Raw genomic sequence first — 19,904 nt, 5'->3', positions numbered from 1 at the left:
ACGATGTTAATTGGAGTTGATTTCGACAACACGATCGTCTGTTACGACGGCCTGTTTCACCGCGTGGCTGTTGAACAGGGCTTAATTCCTTTAGAAGTGCCTGTAAGTAAAGGCCAAGTGCGGGATTATTTGCGCCAGTGTGGGAAGGAAGATGCTTGGACGCAAATGCAGGGTTATGTTTATGGCGATCGCATGAAGGAAGCTGAACCATTTCCGGGGGTACTGGAATTTTTTACCCGTTGCGTTCAGGATGGAGTCAAAATCTGCATTGTCAGCCACAAGACGCGCCACCCTTATATCGGCCCCAAATACGATTTGCACGCAGCGGCGCGGGGGTGGTTGGAAAATCAAGGTTTTTTTGACCCCGATCGCATTAACCTGTCACCTGACCAAGTATATTTTGAATTGACCAAGCAGGAAAAACTCGAACGAATTGGTAAAAACGGGTGCAGCGAGTTTATTGATGACTTGCCGGAATTTCTAGGAGAAGCGAATTTTCCTGCGGGTGTCGATCGCATCTTGTTCGATCCCCAGAATCACCACCTGTCGGGACATCCTTTTCGCCGCGCCTCTTCCTGGGCCGAAATCGAGCAGTTAATTCCATGCTGACAGACTTTTCCCCGACTTCAAAAACGCTTTATGCAGCAGCCGTTGATTTGATGGCGGCGGCTGGGTACTGTGGCGATGTCAGTCTGGAACCTCTGGCTGGCGGTGGCAATAATCGAGTTTTCCGCATTGCTGCAAAGGGGGAGAGTTTTTTGCTAAAGGCTTATTTTCAGCATCCTGACGATCCCAGAGACAGGTTGGGAACGGAGTTTGCTTTTTCCCGCTTTGCTTGGGAAAATGGGGTGCGAGGGTTGCCGGAAGCGATCGCCAGCGACTCCGAAAACAATCTGGCGCTGTACGAGTTTGTGGGGGGACGGCAGCTACAACCGGATGAGGTGACAGAAGCAGCAGTCGATCGAGCGATCGCCTTTTACCGAGACTTAAACCGCTGTAAGCTATTGCCGGAGGCTCAAGTTCTCCCCAAGGCTTCGGAAGCTTGTTTTAGTATTGCGGAACATTTGCAGTGCGTGGAGCGCCGTCTGGAAAGACTCAAAGCTGTGGGCGCTGCGACTGAGTGCGATCGCGAAGCTGCTGATTTTATCCACAATCAGCTTGGTGAAGTCTGGATTCGGGCGATCGAATTAGTTGTCGATCGAGCCAGCCGATCGGGTTTAACCTTAGACGCAGAAATTCCCCCACAGGATAAATGTTTGTCTCCCTCAGATTTTGGCTTCCACAACGCGATTTTGAGCGAATCTGGCGAGTTAAGATTTATTGATTTTGAGTATGCAGGATGGGACGACCCTGCTAAAATGGTTTGCGACTTTTTTTGTCAACCTGCTGTTCCCGTCTCCGGGAATTACTATCACAAGTTTGTTGAGGCAGTGGTGGCAAACCTGTCCGACTCAGACATACACCGGCAGCGCATGGCAATTTTGTTGCCCGTTTATCGAGTAAAATGGTGTTGCATTATTTTAAACAATTTTCTGCCAGTCGGTAGCAAGCGGCGCAATTTTGCTCGCAGTGCTGACGGGGGAGAATATCTGAAAGCTGCACAATTGCAGAAGGCGCGCGGCGCTCTTCAAGAATTGACAAAAACATGGGCGACGTAAGATAAAATGGCTTATATTGATTTTCTCTCAGCAGTTCACAAACGGACAAAACGTGATTATTTGGGGCGGGTGAACGAGTTTCCGAAAGCTGAGGCGGCGCAACTGGCGAAAAAGTTTGATTTTGATTATTGGGATGGCGATCGCAAAGTTGGCTACGGTGGTTATACATACGATGGTCGCTGGCGGACGGTGGCCGATCCTATCGTTGAGCACTACAATTTGAAACCGGGCGATCGCATTTTGGATGTCGGGTGCGGCAAGGCTTTTTTGCTCTACGACTTCACACAAGCTGTACCGGGAGTCGAAGTAACTGGGATTGATATTTCCGAATACGCGATTGCTCACGCTAAGGAAGAAGTACGCCCGTTTTTGCAAGCGTGCAGCGCTACCGAACTTCCGTTTGCAGACAACAGCTTTGATTTAGTGATTTCTCTCAATACTTTACACAATTTGTATTGTTTTGAGCTTGACCGAGCTCTGCGGGAAATAGAAAGAGTTGGCAACGGGAACAAATATATTGTGGTAGAGTCCTATAGGAACGAAGCAGAAAAAGCGAATCTGCTTTACTGGCAGCTTACTTGTGAAAGTTTCTATACGCCTGATGAGTGGCAGTGGTGGTTTGACCGCTGCGGCTATACGGGCGATCACTCTTTTATTTACTTTGAGTAAAAGCAAAAAAGCACTCGGTTAGCAAGTCAAAAACACAGCGAATAATCAGGGGAAATAATGAGTCGGCGCAAAATAGCAGTGCTTGGTAGCAATTCTTTTTCAGGAAGCGATTTCGTTGATTTGCTTTTAGAAGACGGTCAAAATGAAGTTTTGGGCATCAGTCGTTCTGCCGAAAAAGGGCCGCTATTTTTACCGTATCTGCGCCATACTAACCCGAATTTTAAGTTTCATCAATTGGACTTTAACGGGGATATGCCTCGGATCTTACAGGTGATTGACGAGTTTGCACCGGAATATATTGTTAATTTTGCGGCTCAAAGTGAGGTGGCTCCCAGTTGGGTGCATCCGGATCATTGGTTTCAAACGAATACTGTGGCATTGGCTCAATTGATTAACCACTTAAAAGACCAGAAATACTTGCAGCGTTACGTTCACATTTCGTCTCCTGAAGTGTACGGCACTTGCGAAGGAAATGTGACTGAACTATCTCCGATGAATCCTTCTACGCCTTACGCAGCGTCTAAGGCGGCGGCGGATATGCTGTTGTCTACTTATTATAAAAATTTTAAGTTTCCTTTGGTGACTGTTCGTGCTACAAATGTTTATGGAGCTTACCAGCAGCTATTTAAAATTATTCCGCGATCGGTGATTTACTTAAAGTTGGGCAAAATCATTCAGTTGCACGGCGGGGGACACGCGGTGAAGTCCTACATTCACATCCGCGATGTCTCGCAGGGGGAACTGGCGGTGATGGAAAAAGGACGGGTTGGAGAGATTTATCATCTTTCTCCCGATCGCGGCTATGCTGTCAGGGAGGTAGTTGAGACTATTTGCGAGGCTGCTAATTTGTCCTTTGCTGAAGCGACGGAGACGGTGGCGGAAAGGTTGGGACAAGATGCCGCTTATGTGATAGATTCCACTAAGGCTCGCAATGAGTTGGGATGGAGTTCGCCGATCGGCTTGACAGAGGGTGTCACTGGTGTAATAAACTGGGTAGAAAGTTTTTGGGATGAGATTTTGAAGCAGCCTTTGGATTATGTCCATAAAGCGTAGCTAAGGTAAAAAGTTATCTATTATTAAGGGTCGAAATTTCAGCCGAAGATTTAGGGGAAATATGAGCAAGGCAATGACTGTAAGCTATTTTGATGCTGCTAACAAACTCAAGCAGGAAGGTAAATTTGAGGAGGCGATCGCCTCTTATCGTTCTGCTATTGAGGAGAATCCCAAGTTTTATTGGTCTTACCACAATTTAGGGGAAGTTTTGGCTAAATTGGGGCGCTGGGATGAGGCGGTGAATGCTTACAGTCACGCGGTTGAGCTTAACCCTAATGCGGCTTGGTCTTATTGCAATCAAGGGGAAGCTTTCGTTAAATTGGGTCGGTTGGATGAGGCGATCGCGTGTTGTGAAAGGGCGATCGAGCTTGCTCCTGATGAGTTGGAAATTCAATCTGGTTTGGGAGAGGCCTTGAGGCAGCGCACTCAGCGGGATATCGATCGGGCGATCGGAATGTATCAGCGGGCGATCGAATTAAATCCTGAGTCTGTGGAAGCTTATCAAAGTCTAGTGCAACTTCAGCCAGATCGTTGGGAAATTAGGTGGCAGCTAGGAAACGTTTTAGTAAAAATTGGGCAAACAGAAGAGGCGATCGCCGCTTATCAGCGGGCGATCGAGTTAAATCCTGAGTCTGTGGAAGCTTATCAAAGTCTAGTGCAACTTCAGCCAGATCATTGGGAAATTTGGTGGCAGTTAGGAAACGTTTTAGTAAAAATTGGGCAAACAGAAGAGGCGATCGCCGCTTATCAGCGGGTGATTGAGTTAAATCCAGTTTGTGATAAACTAACTGACTTACCAGCAGATAACTGGGATTTGTGGTGGCAATTAGGACAGAAGCTAGAGCAACAAGGAGAAATAGAAAGAGCCATCGATATTTACCAAAAAATTATATTAAATCTCAACGCTAAGGCTGAATCTAACTTTCAAATGGGAAGAAGTCTAGCGCAAAACGATCGACTTGAACAAGCAGTTCATAGATATGAAGAAGCAATCTCAATCAATCCAATCTGGGTAAAAATATCGGCTCACCTGGGAAATATTTTTGCTGGCAAAAAAAAGTACAGTCAAGCTATTCAAAGCTATGAGAGAGTAATTGAGATACAACCTGAAAACCAGGAAGCATTGTATCAATTAGTTGTGTTACATCGAAATAACAACAACTTGGAGAAGGCAATGATTCACAGTCAACGCCTCATAGAAATCAATCCTAATTCACCTCAATATTTATTTATGATAGGCAACCTATCTCTTACTAAAGGTAAGCGTGACGAAGCAATGAGTTACTACCATAAAGCATCTCAAATAAAATGTTCTAAGATTAAGACTACTGATAAACTTATGCCTATCTTAATAAGTTCAATACCAAAATCAGGAACAGTTTACATTGAAGATAGCTTAAGAAAGGGGTTGAAAATTTCATCAATGAGAGAACTTAAGTTTATCCGTACAGGAGCTAGTGGAGCAATGGATATACACTTAGAATTAGGTTTCCCAGAAATTTATTATAGTGATGTATATGGTATATTAGTCGATCACCTAAATGCTAGTGAATGGAACCTCTTGGCAATAAATGTGATGGTAGATAGATTACTGGTTAACGTAAGAGATCCTCGCCAAGGTCTTATTTCTTGGATATCACATTTTAATCGGTATTCTAAGATCGTCGCTCACCAAGTAGAATTGAGTAGAAATTTCAAGTATAGTGAACATTATTTACGTGAAAATCAGAAAGAAGAAATTGACTATCAAATAGAACATGGTTTTTTACCATACACTATTAAATGGATAGAAGGTTGGCTAGATGCACAAGAGAATTCATTGTTTAAGCCGAAGATATTATTTACAAAATTCGAGGATTTAGCCACTAATCCCAACGTATTCTTTAAATCAATTCTCGATTTCTATGGAATAGAAGAGTCTAAATTTACTTACCCTAAACCAGTAGAATTTAAGCAAGGTACACACTACCGAAAAGGTAGTGTTAATGAATGGCAAGAAGTGTTTACGCCAGAACAAAAGCAGAAAGCATCTAGCATAATACCAAAAAAAATCTTGGAACGTTTTGGTTGGCCTCAATAATTAAATTGAAATAGACAAACCAATTTTAAGGGAGTTAATTTTTACGATATGAGTATTCAAGAAATAATAAATCAAATTATTGAAGAAGAAGGTAAATTACAAGCCAGGATTGACAGTTCTCCCACCAGTGTCTCTCCAAATTATAGGTTTTCTATTTATTACCAAAATTTAGGAGATGCTTTACTCAAGCTGAAACGCAACCATGAGGCATTTCAGGCTTACAGTCGTGCTGCTGAGTTACAGGAAAATTATAATAAGGATGGGGCGATCGCTTGTTACCAAAAATTAATAAGTTTAAATTCTAACTATATAGCGGCGTATGAAAAATTAACTCAGCTACAATCGAGTAATTGGAAAAATTGGCTGATCTTAAGTCAAAAATTAGAACAAAAAGGGGAAACAGAAAAGGCAATCGCTTCTTATCAAGAAGTGATTAAATTAAATACCGACTATATAGAAGTTTATGAGAAGTTAACACATCTACAACCAAATAATTGGAAACATTGGTTTGTACTAGGAGATAAGTTAGCAGAAAGAGGGGAGACAGAAAGGGCAATTAACTGTTATCAAAAGGTCATAAAACTCAATGCTGAGTACATATTAGCTTATGAAAAATTAACACAATTACAACCGAGTAATTGGGGAAATTGGTTGGTACTAGGAGACAAGTTAGCAGGAAGAGGTGAGACGGAAAGGGCGATCAACTGTTATCAAGAAGTTATCCGATTAAATCCTGAACATATACTAACACACACAAAATTAGCTCAGTTACAGCCAAATTCGTCTGTTTTATCGAACTTCCAACTAGGTAAGAATTTTTTATTAGAGGGCAATCGCGGTGAAGCAATGCGTACTTGGCATCATGCTAATCAACTAAGATTTGCTGAAGTAAAGAGCAAAGGAGTTGTAGGTTCAATATTGCTATGCAGTTTACCAAAATCAGGAACAGTGTACATCAATAATAGTTTGGCTAAGGGATTAGGCTTGTTATCAGGAAAATTATCACCACTTCGCCAATGGATAGAGTTTTACTGGTCTGATGAGCTAGGTTTTAATATAGAGATAAAATCACCAGCAGAAGAAATTTTTAATAGACCTATTTTATCAAGCCTAGATACTGTACACATGATTCCTAATCAATGGAATTTGTTTGCAATTAGTTTAATGTTTGATCGTTTAGTAGTTAATGTTCGAGATCCCCGTCAGTCTTTAATATCTTGGATAGAACACATTAAAAGATTTTCAGCAAATAATAATACTCAGATAGAAATGTACAGAATATGGACGGTTAATGAATTTTTTCAAAGCGAATCCTTGAAAAATGAAATTGATTTCCAACTAGAAAATGAAAATGGATATTTTTTCAAAGCTATCAAATGGATAGAAGGATGGCTAGATGCATCGAAAGACCCAGATTTTTACCCGGAGATACTTTTGACAAAGTTTGAAGATTTAGCCACTAACCCCAAAGCATTTTTTGAAAAAGTTTTAGATTTTTATGAAATCGAAAAATCTAGCTTTACTTTTCCAGAACCACCTCAGTTTAAAGAGGGAACTCATTATAGAAAAGGAAGGACTGATGAGTGGCGAGAAGTATTCACGCCTGAGCAAAAAGAAAAAGCAACTAAAATGATACCTCAAAGGTTGTTAGATAAATTCGGGTGGCCAACAGAGTAATTAAACCAAAAGTTAAAAAATGGTCAACAATCAATAAATTATAAATACAAAAAAATGAAAACAAGCTACCTGCAACGAGCAAACCAACTGAAAAAAGAAGGAAAATTAGAAGCAGCGATCGCATTCTATCAGCAAGCTATTGATGAAAATCCGACATTTTACTATTCACATTATAATCTCGGAGAAGCACTGGCCAAAATTGGTCGCCATGAAGAAGCGATCGTCGCTTACAAACACGCGATAGAAATTAATCCTAATTCTGTTGGGTCTTATTGTAATATAGGCGACGTATTTTTTGAACTGGGTCAGTGGAAGGAGGCACTTCTATCTTATTACCGTGTGTTAGAATTAACTTCCAATGGTTACAGTTATTATAACAAATTAGGCGAGGTGCTTTATCATCTATCTACTCAGGTCAATCAAGAAACCATACAAGAACTTTGGGCAACACATCAGGAATTGTTGACGATTGTTCAAAATTCAGGTCTGACTAAAAATCAGGTTATAAATTTAAGAAGCTATATTATTGATGATGAGCTATTTTTAGAGGAAACAAATAAATTAATTGACGAAAAATTTGTAGAAAAAGTTTATGATGCTTATCTAAATAGAGAAGCTGATGAAGTAGGTAAACGTAATTATCTTTACTTGCTAAGTGAAAAAATGACCAGGATAGAAGTGCTAGCAGCTTTCCGAAACTCCGAAGAGTTTGCAGCCAGATTATTTGCATCTATGCGCACAATAGAATTATATAAATTAGATGACTTAGTATTCCTAACGCAAACTGGAAAACTAAGCGATGAACTTTTTGTAGAAGAAGTTTATTACACTTATTTAAAACGAGAGTCAGATAGGGAAGGTAAAAAATATTATCTAAACTACCTCCTAAGTAAAACCATGAGTAGAGATCAAATAATTGTATCAATTAGGCAATCATCAGAATTTCTTGTTAAGTTTGTAGCCTCAGTTCGTGTAGTTTATTTAGAAGCGTCGGTGAAAGCTTATAGTCAATCAAGGACTACGGGACAAAACTATCATTATTTACAAAAAAAAATGTCAAAGTCTCTGAATGAGTTAAGCCAAGCATTAACACAACAAGGGCTATCAGATAGAGAATTAGATACTAATCAGGAAAATTTTGATTTTCATCAAGGTTTGAGTCTTTTAAGAGAAGAAAAATTTACACAAGCCGTAGACTTTTACAAAAAGTTGATTGAACTTAAACCAGATTTAGTGGAAGCTTATTATTATTTAGGCGTTGCCTTAGATGAATTAAATCGTCAAGAAGAAGCAATCTATTATTGGAAAACAGCCCTAACCCTCAAGCCAGACTGGATAAAAGGTTACATTTACATTGGTCATAAATTTTTACTTCGAGGACAGCAAAAACTTTGGTGGCCGATGCTGGAAAGATCGGCTAGGATACAACAAGATAGAGTGAAAAAATATCAGCTTGAAAATTTAAATTTTCGTTTTATAGCACCTTTCTGGACAGGATTAGTTGGTCAAATAGCTTTAATTGATTGGTATGTAAAAATGCGCCTTTTAGGATGGACTTCAAACCGTCAGATTTTATTGCTTTCTCCTAATCAAATTATTGCCAATCCTTGTTATCTGGATTACTGGCGTTCACATATAGATTTTATATCCGCTTCTGAAACTGTCCAACAACTTTCTCCCTTAACAGAATACCTAGAAGAAGATGTATATTTTTCGACCATTGCCAATGGTCAAACAGTGCCTTATGCTGAATTAGGAGCAATCGTACAAAAACAATGGGAATTAGAGGGACGTTCACCTTTACTTACACTGTCAGATTCTGATCGTAAAAAGGGCTGGCGTTGCTTACAATTACTTGGTGTACCTAGAAATGCGTGGTTTGTTTGTCTTCATGTTCGTGAGGCAGGTTTCAACGACCATCTACATTATGGTCTCATGTCCCAGAGCTATCGCAATGCCAATATTGATACCTATGCTTTGGCAATTCAGTCGATCATCGATCGAGGTGGCTGGGTAATCCGTATGGGAGATACTACTATGAAACCCCTGCCCAAAATGAAACAAGTGATTGATTATGCTCACAGTGAATTAAAAAGTGATTGGATGGATGTTTTTCTATGTGCTAATTGCCGCTTTTTAGTAGGTACAAGTTCAGGACTCTGTTTTGTTCCTCCCACCTTTGGAAGACCATGCGTTTTAACTAACTGGACACCAATGGGAGTTATTATACCTTGGTCGGGACGAGATATTTATATACCAAAACTATACAAGTCAATAGAAGATCAACACTTGTTAAATTTTACTGAGTTAACGGCTCCTTCTGCATCGATAATTCACATTTTTAGTGGTAAAGTGCTTTCGGATTTAGGTATTGAAGTAGTAGATAATACTTCAGAAGAAATTCATAGCTTGGTTTTAGAAATGTTCGATATACTAGAAGGAAAAGCAGAATATACTGAAGCTGATAATCAATTGCAAGCTCAATATAAAATTTGGTTAGAGCAAAATAATTGTTATGGTTCTAGTCGTATTGGTCGAGATTTTCTGCGTAAGTATGCCATTCTTTTGGTATCATCAGATAGTAAAGCAAATCAAGATACCAAAATTGCTCTACCCTCAGATTTGAGGAGAGACGGTGCGATCACATCACACCCTATACTAAAAAATCTAAAGATACCGGAACAAAAATTCACTTCTGCCGACAATTTGATTAAGCAAAGGTTGAGTGAAGCAAGTGATTATTTAGAATTAGTCTTAGAAAATTTAAATTTTATTGGTTAAGGAGAAAAAAATGAAAATACAAGCAGAAAGCAATTTTCAAAGAGCAAACAAGCTTAAACATGATGGTAAATGGGATGAGTCTATTACCTTTTATCAGCGTGCAATTGAGGAAAATCCAAACTTTCACTGGTCTTATCACGGTTTGGCAGAATCCTTGGCAAAAATTGGTCGGCTTGAAGATGCCATCATTTCTTACAAACGCGCCATAGAAATCAACCCAAATTTCTTCTCATCCTATCACAACTTAGGAGATGTTTGCGCGAAAATGGGTAATTGGCATCAAGCTATTCCTGCCTACTGCCGTGCGATCGAGTTAAATCAGAAGTATTATGGATCTTATAAAAAGCTAGGAGACTGTCTTTACCAGGTTGCTATAGAACTTGGTTCAGAATTCTCTCCAAGTTTTTTAGAAAAACACAAGCAAATATTAGAGATTTTATTTCCAGGTGAAGCAACACAGTATTCACGTGATTCACTTTCCATAAGCGATGATGTATTTTTACGCTCAACCAACTCAAAGAACGATGAAACTTTTATAGAAGAGGTTTATCGCACATATTTTCAAAGGCAAGCAGACGAAGGAGGAAAAATCAACCATCTTAATCATCTTTCCCAAGGTATGACTCGAAAGGAGCTTATTCATACTTTTAAAAATTCACAGGAATTCAATCAAACATTTATTTTTTCAATCAAAGAAGATTATCTTCACGAAGCAATAACTAACTACCGCCTAGCAATTGAGCTTAATCCCAATTTTGCAAAATCCTACGAAGATTTAGCAAAAACTCTAAATCAGTTGGGTAAGGTCATGGCTAATCAAGGAAAATTAGAGCAAGCAAGAGAACTATATCAGGAGGCGATCAACGTTGATCCTAACTTGATAGAACCCTATTATGAACAAGGGAATATATTAGTCAAATATAATAAAATAAATGAAGCACTTGAGAGCTATAAAAAAGCGATCGCCATCAAACCAGACTGGGCGGAAGCTTACGTCACTATTGGAGATGCACTGTTGCAGCAAGGTAAACTAGAAGATGCAATACAAAGCTACGAAAAAACGATCGCTTTAAAGCCAGAATGGGACTATCCATATCTTCTTCGTGGTCATGCCTTACGCCACCTGGACAAACTGCAAGCGGCAAGAAAAAGCTATGAGCAAGCTATTACTCTAAATTCCAACTCATGTTGGTCATACTTTCATTTAGGGGCAGTGCTTGACGAAATGAATCTTCAAGAAGCCACAAAAGATTGTTGGGAAAAGATGCTTGCTATTAACACTAATTTTATAGGGGCATACTTTAGTATTGCCTATCATTATTATTTTAAAGGAGACCAAGATGAGTGGGAAAAATGGATGAAAAAAGCCTATCAGATACAATCTGACTTGGCTAGATTGCATCAATTTGATCAGCTAGGCATCCGATTTCTCTATGATGGTTGGACACACGCAATCGGTCACACCGCTCTTATAGACTTTTATCTCAAGCTAGGTATGCTAGGCTGGCGATCTGCACAGCATACAATTTTGTTAGTAGGCTCACAAAATATTGCTAACCCCTGTTATCTTGATTACTGGAAATCCTATATTGAAATTGTTTTTGATTCAGCATCCATAGATGGATTTCCTGACAAAGTTAACTTTTTGAAAGATATGCCGATCTCCCTGATCAATTTACCTGATGGACGTACCATCCGTTATGGTGAGGCGTTGGCACTCGTTCAAAAACAATGGGAAGAAGAACATCGAGATCCATTATTAGCCATCTCACCAGAAGACTATGAACGAGGTTGGAAATATTTAAGGTTATTAGGTGTCCCCAAAGATGCTTGGTTTGTTAGTTTGCACGTCCGAACAGACGGTTTTCACAAAGAAGGAGCTTCTCATTTATCTCAGATTCGGAGTGCTGATATTAATACCTACTTAGAGGCAATAGAATTTATTGTAGCGCAAGGAGGTTGGGTAATTCGCCTGGGGGACTCAACTATGGAACCTTTACCTCCTATGAAACAAGTAATTGACTATGCTCATAATGCTCAAAAAGCTGATTATATGGATGTTTTTCTGTGTGGTAGCTGCCGCTTTTTTATCGGAACCGCATCAGGAATGAGTTTTGTTTCGCCTACCTTTGGAGTTCCTTGTGTTCTAACTAACTGGACTCCTATGGGACTGACTTCACCTCATAGTCAAGATATCTTTATTCCCAAATTATATTGGTCTGAAACAGAACAACGATACTTAAGTTTTTCAGAATTTATGTCGACTCCTATAAGTAGCATTTATTACACTAAAAAACTGCTCAAGTTAGGTATTCGGATAGTAGACAATGCCCCGAATGAAATCAAAAATGCCGTTTTAGAGATGCTAAACCGTTGCAACGGTATTCTTCAATATACTGAAAAAGACCAAATTTTGCAACAAAAATTTAAGAACTTAAGTAAAAAATGTAACAGTTATGGTAACAGTCGAGTTGGACGAGATTTCCTCGCTCATTACGCTCATTTATTGAGAGATGACAATCAAATAATACAAAAAAGATTAGCTATACTCCAACACCCAACACAAAAAGCAGAATACTATTACAACTTAGCGAACTCTTTAATAGAAGATGGTTCTTTGGCTGAGGCGATTGAATGCTACCATAAAGCAATAGAATTTAATCCAAACCTGGCGGAAGCTTATTACTGTTTAGCAAATATACAAAAAGATCAAAAAAGATTTACAGAAGCGATTAAAAAATATGAAAAGGTTATAAGCCTTAAGCCAGAATTAATTGAAAATGATGCTGAAATAATTAATATTGTTGATGCTATAGATATTGATACGGTGAACACTTGTTGGAATAAAGGCGATTTTCATGGTTACTTTAAAATCGTAAAATTGGCGATGTCGTTTCAACTAAAACTCGCCGAAATCAAAAAATTAACCAGACTGGGATTGCAATTTTTTCTAGCTGATTGGGTAGGAAACATTGGTCATATAGCTTTAATAGACATATATATAAAAATGGGTATTTTAGGGTGGCGATCGGTGACCCAGACCATTCTTTTGACAAGTCAAGATAACATTACGAATAAATGTTTTCTTAAATACTGGAACCCATACATAACAGTTATTTCTGACCCGGTATTAATAAATAGTTTATTACCATTAGCAACATACTTGAGAAACCGAGTGGGCTATCAGTGCTGTAAAGGACAATGGATGTATCACTCTCAAGTCGGTGGATTAGTTCAAAGACAATGGGAAAAAGAGAATCGTTCACCTTTATTAACTTTGTCAGTACAAGACTACGATAAAGGTTGGGAGTGTTTGCATAATTTAGGCTTACCAAAGAACGGATGGTTTGTTACTCTCCACGTCAGGGAATGGAGTAGTCAAGGATATGCTCCATCTCGCAGGGGTGATATTAATACATATTTGTTAGCTATTAAGTCTATTACTGCTCTAGGAGGTTGGGTTGTCCGCATAGGCGATGGAAATATGCCCCCATTACTAACAATGCCTCAAGTAATTGACTTGGCCCATAGCGATCTAAATAATGAATTAATGAATGTTTTTGTACTTTCGCAATGCCGGTTTCTTTTAGGGATGCCTTCAGCCCCCTATTTCGTTGCCTTAACGTTTGGAGTTCCTTGTGTTTTAACTAACTGGTCACAGTTAGGTTTTCGTCCTTGGTCAAGTAGGGATATTTTTATCTCTAAACTATTTTTGAATAAGACAAAAAAGAGTTATCTAACTTTTGCTGAAACCATTGAAAAGATAGGTTTTATCGAGAAAATTAGTCACTTAGATTCACTAGACATCAAGCAAATAGATAATACACCAGAACAAATCAATGATGTAGTTTTAGAAATGTTAGAACGATTAGATGGTAAACTAAATTATATGCCAGAAGATGATCATCTACAGCAAAAATTTGACGCTATAGCAGAATCTTATGAAAGTTACGGCAGTGCAAGAGTGGGACGTAGTTTTTTGCGTGAATATGCTTATTTACTTACAGGAGGTGAATCAAGTTGATTAGTAATCGTTTAATTATTATCGGCAAAAATAGCTATATAGGTAGTTACTTTAGTAAATATGCTTCTAGCATAGGAAGTAACGTAATTTCCCTATCATCACTAGATTGCAACTTCTTAGAAGTAACTGAAGTAAAGCAATTCTTTACGTCTTTAAGTAATACTGAAACTTACACAATTGTGTTTCTAGCAACCATCAACCGTTGGGTGGACAACTCCTTTAATTCATTCAATCAAAACTTAGAAATAGTCAACAATTTAATCACAGGTTGTCAACTAGCTAATATTCAATCTATCATATATTTCAGTTCCGTCGATGTTTATGGCAGTAAACCAATCTTACCTATTACAGAAGAGACAAAAGTTAATCCTGATAGTTGGTATGGCTTGGCTAAATATGCTTGTGAATGGGTACTACTATCATCAGGTCAAATTCAATGTCCAGTAACAGTTCTTCGCATTCCTGGTATTTATGGTAAGTCAACAAATGATAAAAGCGTAGTTAGCAAAATGGTATCCTCCCTAAAAAATAATAGAAAAGTAGTGATTCAAGGTACGGGTAAAAATCAGAGGGACTATGTTTACATCAATGACTTATGCTTATTATTGCAATCATTGCTCCCCTTACAATATCAAGGTATCCTTAATGTTGCCACTGGTCACTCTGTATCTATTAATGATATAGTTCAACTGGCAGGTAAAATATTAAGCATAGAATTTGAAAGAATCTATGAATCAGCAGCTCCGGTCAGAGAATTCGATCTAATGTTTGATATTAGTTTAATATCATCTCTAGTTCCCAACTTCCGGTTTTCTGATTTAGAAGAAGGAATCCAGTCCTATCTCTAAAATTTGTCCCATTAACCTAAGAGGAAAATTCAAATGACAAATTATGAATCTATGCAAATCTGTCCCCTACCACAAGAACCTTGGGTAAAACTGGCAAATGGCTCTGACTTAGAAAATTGGAGCCGTAACGATGAGATAGCTTACAATCAAACCAACCGTCAATGCCAAAAACTCGCTTTTTTTGTACAAGCTTTTGATTTCTTGACAGACAACAAAATAGAAGGGGACTATCACGAATACGGCTGCCATCGGGTGAGAACTTTTAGAATGGCTCTAACGGAAGCGCGAAGACATAACCTAGAATCAATGAATTTTTTGGCCTTCGACAGTTTTGAGGGGCTTCCAGAAGTTGAATCGCAGCCCAGTCACCAAGTTTGGCAACAAGGCGCTCTCAAAACCGCCGAAGCAGAATTTTGGCATTTAATCAAAGAGCATGGGATTTATGTAGATAGCTGTCAAACCATTAAAGGATTCTATAAAGAAAGCCTCACCACAGATTTACAACAAAGTTTTTTCGAGAGAAATAAGAAAATAGCTTTAGCTTGTATTGACTGCGACTTATACGAATCAGCGGTTCCTGTTTTTGAATTTATAGAACCCTTGCTACAAGAAGGTAGTTTGTTATATATTGACGACTTATTTACAGGTTACAAAGGTTCACCTGTTAAAGGAGTCGCCCAAGCTTTTACAGAGTTCCAGCAAAAAAGTCGATTCAACTTTGCCCCGCACATCCAAGTAGGATGGTGGGGTCGGTCTTTTATCACCTACTTGGATCATTAGCCATTTAGGTAAAACATCAAGAAACTTCCCTGGAAACACAATTTTTTAGTTAAACAAGAGGACGAACGAGTGAAAACGGCAACAATTATAGGTGGTGGTTTTGCAGGTTGTACCTGGGCTCACATACTAGCTAAGAAAGGATGGCAAGTTACATTAATTGAGTGTACATCCCAGCTCGGGGGCGGATGTCAAACCTTATATTATGGGGGTCATCCTTACACTTTTGGCCCGCGCCACCTGTTCACAGCCCATGAGTCCGTCTTCAACTTTTTACACGAACGAGTTCCACAACGAATACTCAATCATTACCTGTTAACCTATGTGGAACGGGACGGCCAATTTTACTCCTACCCAATCCATGCCGATGACATCCCCTTGATGCCAGACAAAGAGAAAATAGACCAGGAGTTGCGCGACAGACCAGACCCCAGCACGGCACGGAACTTTGAGGAATATTGGATTTACTCAGTTGGTGCAACACTGTATGACAAGTTTGTTAAAAACTACTCCCAAAAAATGTGGCAGATTGAGTCTAACACGGCACTGACTGACTTCAAATTTGATGGTAAAGGCGTACAGTTGCGGACAGGAACGAAAGAGGTTCGCCCTGAGTTTTTCATCTCTTATCCCATCTCCCTGCGCGGTTGGGACGACTACTTCGACATCTGTGTAAATACTCCTGGGGTAAATCTTTGGATGAATTGCCAGATAGAAGCTTTTGACGTACAAAACGCAGCAGTGCAAGTTAAGGGAGAGTGGATAAAGTCAGATATTTTGGTAAGTTCTCTTTCGCCAGACCTCCTGTTTGACTTCGAGTATGGTGAACTAAAGTATATCGGTCGTGATTTTATCAAGCTGGTATTGCCAGTAGAACAAGTCATTCCTGACCCGACTTTTTTCTTGCACTATGCCAACGATGAAGTTTTTACCCGTGTAGTTGAATATAAGAAACTTACCGGCTACCAATCTCCTACAACTCTCTTAGGAATAGAAATTCCTTCTACCAGCAACAAGCTTTACCCCTATCCCATAAAAGAACAGCAGGAAATTGCCGATCGCTATCGCAACGAAATGCCCGACAACGTTTTTTCTGTAGGTAGAATGGGGAATTACCGCTATTACGACATCGGCATGATTGTTGATGAAGCCTTGCGCTTTAGCGCGGATTTGTAAATAAAAGGAGAAATTATGGATAGACTTAATACACTGCCCCGACCATTTCGCGACGCTAGCTTATACCAAGCGACCCTGGAAGCCGGATTCAAAACATTTCCACAGCGACAACAGAATTACGTCAAGTACCAAGCTGCTCAAAGGGGTGAAGTCCTTGACTACTTACCCGTCATGCTTGACATTGAAAATGTAAGTCGCTGTAATTATCACTGTACAATGTGCCAGGTCAGTGATTGGGAGGGTTATCAGCGGGCTGATGATATGTCTTTTGAGGATTACAAAGACCTGATTGATAGCCAGTACGGATTGATTGAAATCAAATTGCAAGGAATGGGCGAACCATTGCTGGGCAAGTGCTACTTTGAAATGATTGAGTATGCCAGAGCCAAAAATATTTGGGTAAGGTCAACCACCAATGCTTCAATCTTGCATTTCCAAGACAATTATAAGCGACTGATAGATGCAGACATCAGTGAATTACAGGTTTCTGTTGATGGAACTACGAAAGAGACTTACGAAAAAATTCGCCGAGGGGGTCGTTTTGAAAAAGTTGTAGAAAATTGTCGCTTACTAAATGAGTATTGTCGTGACACTAACCGCAAGCGCACTCGAATGTGGACAGTAGTTCAGCAAGATAATTTCTCCGAATTGGAACAGTTTCCCGTCCTAGCTGCTGACTTAGGTTTTGAGCGTTTAACTTTGTCTCTTGACGTGAATGATTGGGGTCAAGACGAGTGGCGAGAAGTTAACGAAAAAGTAGACATTCACCGACAGTTCGATTTGTCAATGGCAGAACGGTTGATTGCTATTGGCAAAGAACACAACGTCGAAGTTACTTTCTGGTTCATTGACCAAAAATATGATACCACCGACCCCAAAAAACTTTGCCCCTGGCCGTTCGATCGCCTTTATATCTCCTCGGACATGAAAATAGTTCCTTGCTGTATGGTTGCCAATCCTGAAGTTTACGAACTGGGGGATGCGCGAAAGTTAACAGAGGAGTGGAATAGCGAACAAATGATTGCCTTTAGACGCTCTCATTTAGACGGAAATCTCCCTAAAGTATGTAAGGCTTGCTACAATAGCTGTTCAAAATAGGTGTTTGTATGAAACCTCATGAAAGCACGACCATCGTCGTTGATGTGGGTGGTCGTTATGGGATGCACCCATCTTGGTCAGGATTTGCTGGAGAATTACTCTACCTGACCTTTGAGCCAGACCCGGAAGAGGCAGAACGCCTGAGACAGTATAATTCTAGACCGGGTTTTGAAGTCATTGAGCTGGCGCTGGCAAAAGAAGAAGCAGAAAGAGACTTTTATATCACCAAACACCGGGGATATTGCTCTTTTTATCCGCCCAATCTCGACTCAGAATGGTTCAAGCGATACAGACCAGGTGAAGGAGAAATTGAATCTGTAATTAGTGTTAAAACTTCATCTCTCGATAGTCTGGCAAGCGATCGGCAAATAGATATTGACTTTCTTAAAATTGATACAGAAGGTTCTGAATTAGAAATTTTAGAAGGAGCAGAAAGGCAGATTTCATCTCACGTACTTGGTGTGCGGGTAGAAGTCCTATTTGAGCAGATTTACAAGGATGTTCCTCTTTTTCCAGAAATTTTCAATCATCTACAAGCACGGGATTTCTTTTTTCTAAATCTTGATTACTTCGGTCGGGGAGTGCCCCGCCATGCTTTGTTTCGCAATCCCAATCCCTTAGTTCCAGATAACGATCGCTATGGAGCTTTGATTGGTACAGATGGTGTATGGCTGAGGAAGTACGATTGGGTATGCGATCGCTACAAAGGTGAAAGCTTGGAACTAGCTACTCTCAAGTATGCTTATTTCTGTATTTTGAACTCTGCCACTGATGTGGCTCTAGACACCCTAATGAGCTTTATTGGTACACACAACTTTAGTCCTTCAACGGTTGAAACTAAAATTTACCGTGCATTGAGGCGAATCTGTACAGAATATCTGGGACGCTATCGCGTCAATCCAGAAGACGTACAGTGGAATATGGCACGCTCAATGCTCAGGGAAATCTTTAATTTGGAACTGGAAGCGGGAAACAAGTATTGGGAATTGATCCAAAGCTTGTAAAAGATGGGTTTATTGTAAAATTCCAGCAAGTCAAATGATGTCAAGATTTAAGGAGAAACAGATTGACTACTTCTAAACACTGCCTAGTAACCGGTGCCGCCGGTTTTATCGGTAGCCACTTATGCGATCGCCTGCTTTCCCTCGGCCACACCGTCACAGGCCTCGACAGCCTAATTGTAGGCCGGCTCGCCAACTTAGAACAAGCCAAAACCTACAAGACCTTTAACTTTATCGAGCAAGACGTAGCGACGATCGCACCGTCAACCCTAGAAGGAATAGACTGGGTATTCCACCTAGCAGGACTGGCAGACCTCGTACCATCCATTCAAAACCCCAGTGAATACTACCACTCCAACGTTCACGGAACCTTTGCCCTGCTAGACGCTTGCCGCCACGCCAAAATCCAACGGTTCCTCTACACCGCATCTTCCACCTGCTACGGCATCCCCGACCAATATCCCACACCCGAAACCTATCCCTGCGCTCCCGAACACCCCTACGGCCTGACCAAATATTTAGGCGAGCAAATGGTCATGCACTGGGCTAAAGTCTACAACCTCCCGGCCATCTCCCTGCGCTTATTTAACGTCTACGGGCCGCGTTCCAGAACCACAGGGGCCTACGGTGCTGTTTTCGGGGTCTTCTTAGCTCAAAAATTAGCAGGTCAACCCTTCACCCTCGTCGGAGACGGCACCCAAACCAGAGACTTCACCTTCGTCAGCGATGTGGTAGAAGCCTTTGTCACCGCAGCAGCGTCGGATGTAACGGGTGAAATCATCAACATCGGCTCCGGCAACCCCCAAAGTGTCCTAACATTAGTGGAACTATTAGGCGGCCCCATCGTCCACATCCCCAAGCGCCCCGGAGAACCAGACTGCACCTGGGGAGACATCACCAAGGCGCAAACTCTTCTGAAATGGCAGCCAAAAGTTCCTTTCCCAGAAGGCGTAGCCCAGATGCTAGCAAACATTGACCTCTGGCAAGAAGCACCAGTCTGGACACCTGATTCCATTCAGGAAGCCACAAAAGCATGGTTTGAACATTTGGGAAAAACCTAAA

Annotated in this window: 14 protein-coding genes; all 14 read left to right on the top strand. The window is 40.3% G+C overall.

Annotated elements, in window-relative coordinates; translation table 11 throughout:
• Positions 1 to 3: 3 nt before the first annotated feature.
• Complete coding sequence (locus QUB68_RS10805) at positions 4 to 609, top strand: hypothetical protein (protein ID WP_332992090.1); 606 nt, start codon at positions 4 to 6, stop codon at positions 607 to 609.
• Positions 603 to 1,658, top strand: a complete 1,056-nt coding sequence (locus QUB68_RS10800) for an aminoglycoside phosphotransferase family protein (RefSeq protein WP_332992088.1) — start codon at positions 603 to 605, stop codon at positions 1,656 to 1,658. The genes QUB68_RS10805 and QUB68_RS10800 overlap by 7 nt, the downstream gene beginning before the upstream one ends.
• 6 nt (positions 1,659 to 1,664) lie before the next feature.
• Positions 1,665 to 2,327, top strand: coding sequence for a class I SAM-dependent methyltransferase (locus QUB68_RS10795; RefSeq protein WP_332992086.1), 663 nt, complete (start codon positions 1,665 to 1,667; stop codon positions 2,325 to 2,327).
• A gap of 57 nt (positions 2,328 to 2,384) precedes the next feature.
• The gene (locus QUB68_RS10790; protein ID WP_332992084.1) at positions 2,385 to 3,380 is read left to right on the top strand and encodes a GDP-mannose 4,6-dehydratase; all 996 of its coding nucleotides are present in this window, start codon (positions 2,385 to 2,387) and stop codon (positions 3,378 to 3,380) included.
• A 73-nt stretch (positions 3,381 to 3,453) separates the two neighbouring features.
• Positions 3,454 to 5,460 carry a tetratricopeptide repeat protein gene (locus QUB68_RS10785; RefSeq protein ID WP_332992082.1) on the top strand — a complete coding sequence of 669 codons (2,007 nt, stop codon included), beginning with the start codon at positions 3,454 to 3,456 and terminating at the stop codon, positions 5,458 to 5,460.
• 48 nt (positions 5,461 to 5,508) lie between these two features.
• Positions 5,509 to 7,137 (top strand): tetratricopeptide repeat protein, encoded by a 1,629-nt coding sequence (locus QUB68_RS10780; protein WP_332992079.1) that lies wholly within the window; start codon positions 5,509 to 5,511, stop codon positions 7,135 to 7,137.
• A 54-nt stretch (positions 7,138 to 7,191) separates the two neighbouring features.
• A complete protein-coding gene (locus tag QUB68_RS10775; protein ID WP_332992078.1) occupies positions 7,192 to 9,918 on the top strand; it encodes a TIGR04372 family glycosyltransferase in 2,727 nt (908 codons plus the stop codon).
• 10 nt (positions 9,919 to 9,928) lie between these two features.
• Entirely contained in the window at positions 9,929 to 13,942 is a 4,014-nt protein-coding gene (locus QUB68_RS10770) for a TIGR04372 family glycosyltransferase (protein ID WP_332992076.1), read from the top strand.
• Complete coding sequence (locus tag QUB68_RS10765) at positions 13,939 to 14,790, top strand: NAD-dependent epimerase/dehydratase family protein (RefSeq protein ID WP_332992073.1); 852 nt, start codon at positions 13,939 to 13,941, stop codon at positions 14,788 to 14,790. The genes QUB68_RS10770 and QUB68_RS10765 overlap by 4 nt, the downstream gene beginning before the upstream one ends.
• 33 nt (positions 14,791 to 14,823) lie before the next feature.
• On the top strand, positions 14,824 to 15,570 hold the full coding sequence (locus tag QUB68_RS10760; protein ID WP_332992071.1) for a TylF/MycF/NovP-related O-methyltransferase: 747 nt from the start codon (positions 14,824 to 14,826) through the stop codon (positions 15,568 to 15,570).
• A gap of 69 nt (positions 15,571 to 15,639) precedes the next feature.
• On the top strand, positions 15,640 to 16,743 hold the full coding sequence (locus QUB68_RS10755) for an FAD-dependent oxidoreductase (protein ID WP_332992068.1): 1,104 nt from the start codon (positions 15,640 to 15,642) through the stop codon (positions 16,741 to 16,743).
• Positions 16,744 to 16,758: 15 nt separating this feature from the next.
• Positions 16,759 to 17,841 (top strand): radical SAM protein, encoded by a 1,083-nt coding sequence (locus tag QUB68_RS10750; protein WP_332992066.1) that lies wholly within the window; start codon positions 16,759 to 16,761, stop codon positions 17,839 to 17,841.
• Positions 17,842 to 17,849: 8 nt separating this feature from the next.
• Positions 17,850 to 18,845, top strand: coding sequence for an FkbM family methyltransferase (locus QUB68_RS10745; protein WP_332992064.1), 996 nt, complete (start codon positions 17,850 to 17,852; stop codon positions 18,843 to 18,845).
• A 62-nt stretch (positions 18,846 to 18,907) separates the two neighbouring features.
• Positions 18,908 to 19,903 carry an SDR family oxidoreductase gene (locus tag QUB68_RS10740; RefSeq protein ID WP_332992062.1) on the top strand — a complete coding sequence of 332 codons (996 nt, stop codon included), beginning with the start codon at positions 18,908 to 18,910 and terminating at the stop codon, positions 19,901 to 19,903.
• The last annotated feature ends 1 nt before the right edge of the window (position 19,904 follow it).

It is taken from the genome of Microcoleus sp. A006_D1 (assembly GCF_036702805.1).
Taxonomy (GTDB): Bacteria; Cyanobacteriota; Cyanobacteriia; order Cyanobacteriales; family Microcoleaceae; genus Microcoleus.
This window is presented reverse-complemented; position numbering and strand designations above follow the sequence as displayed.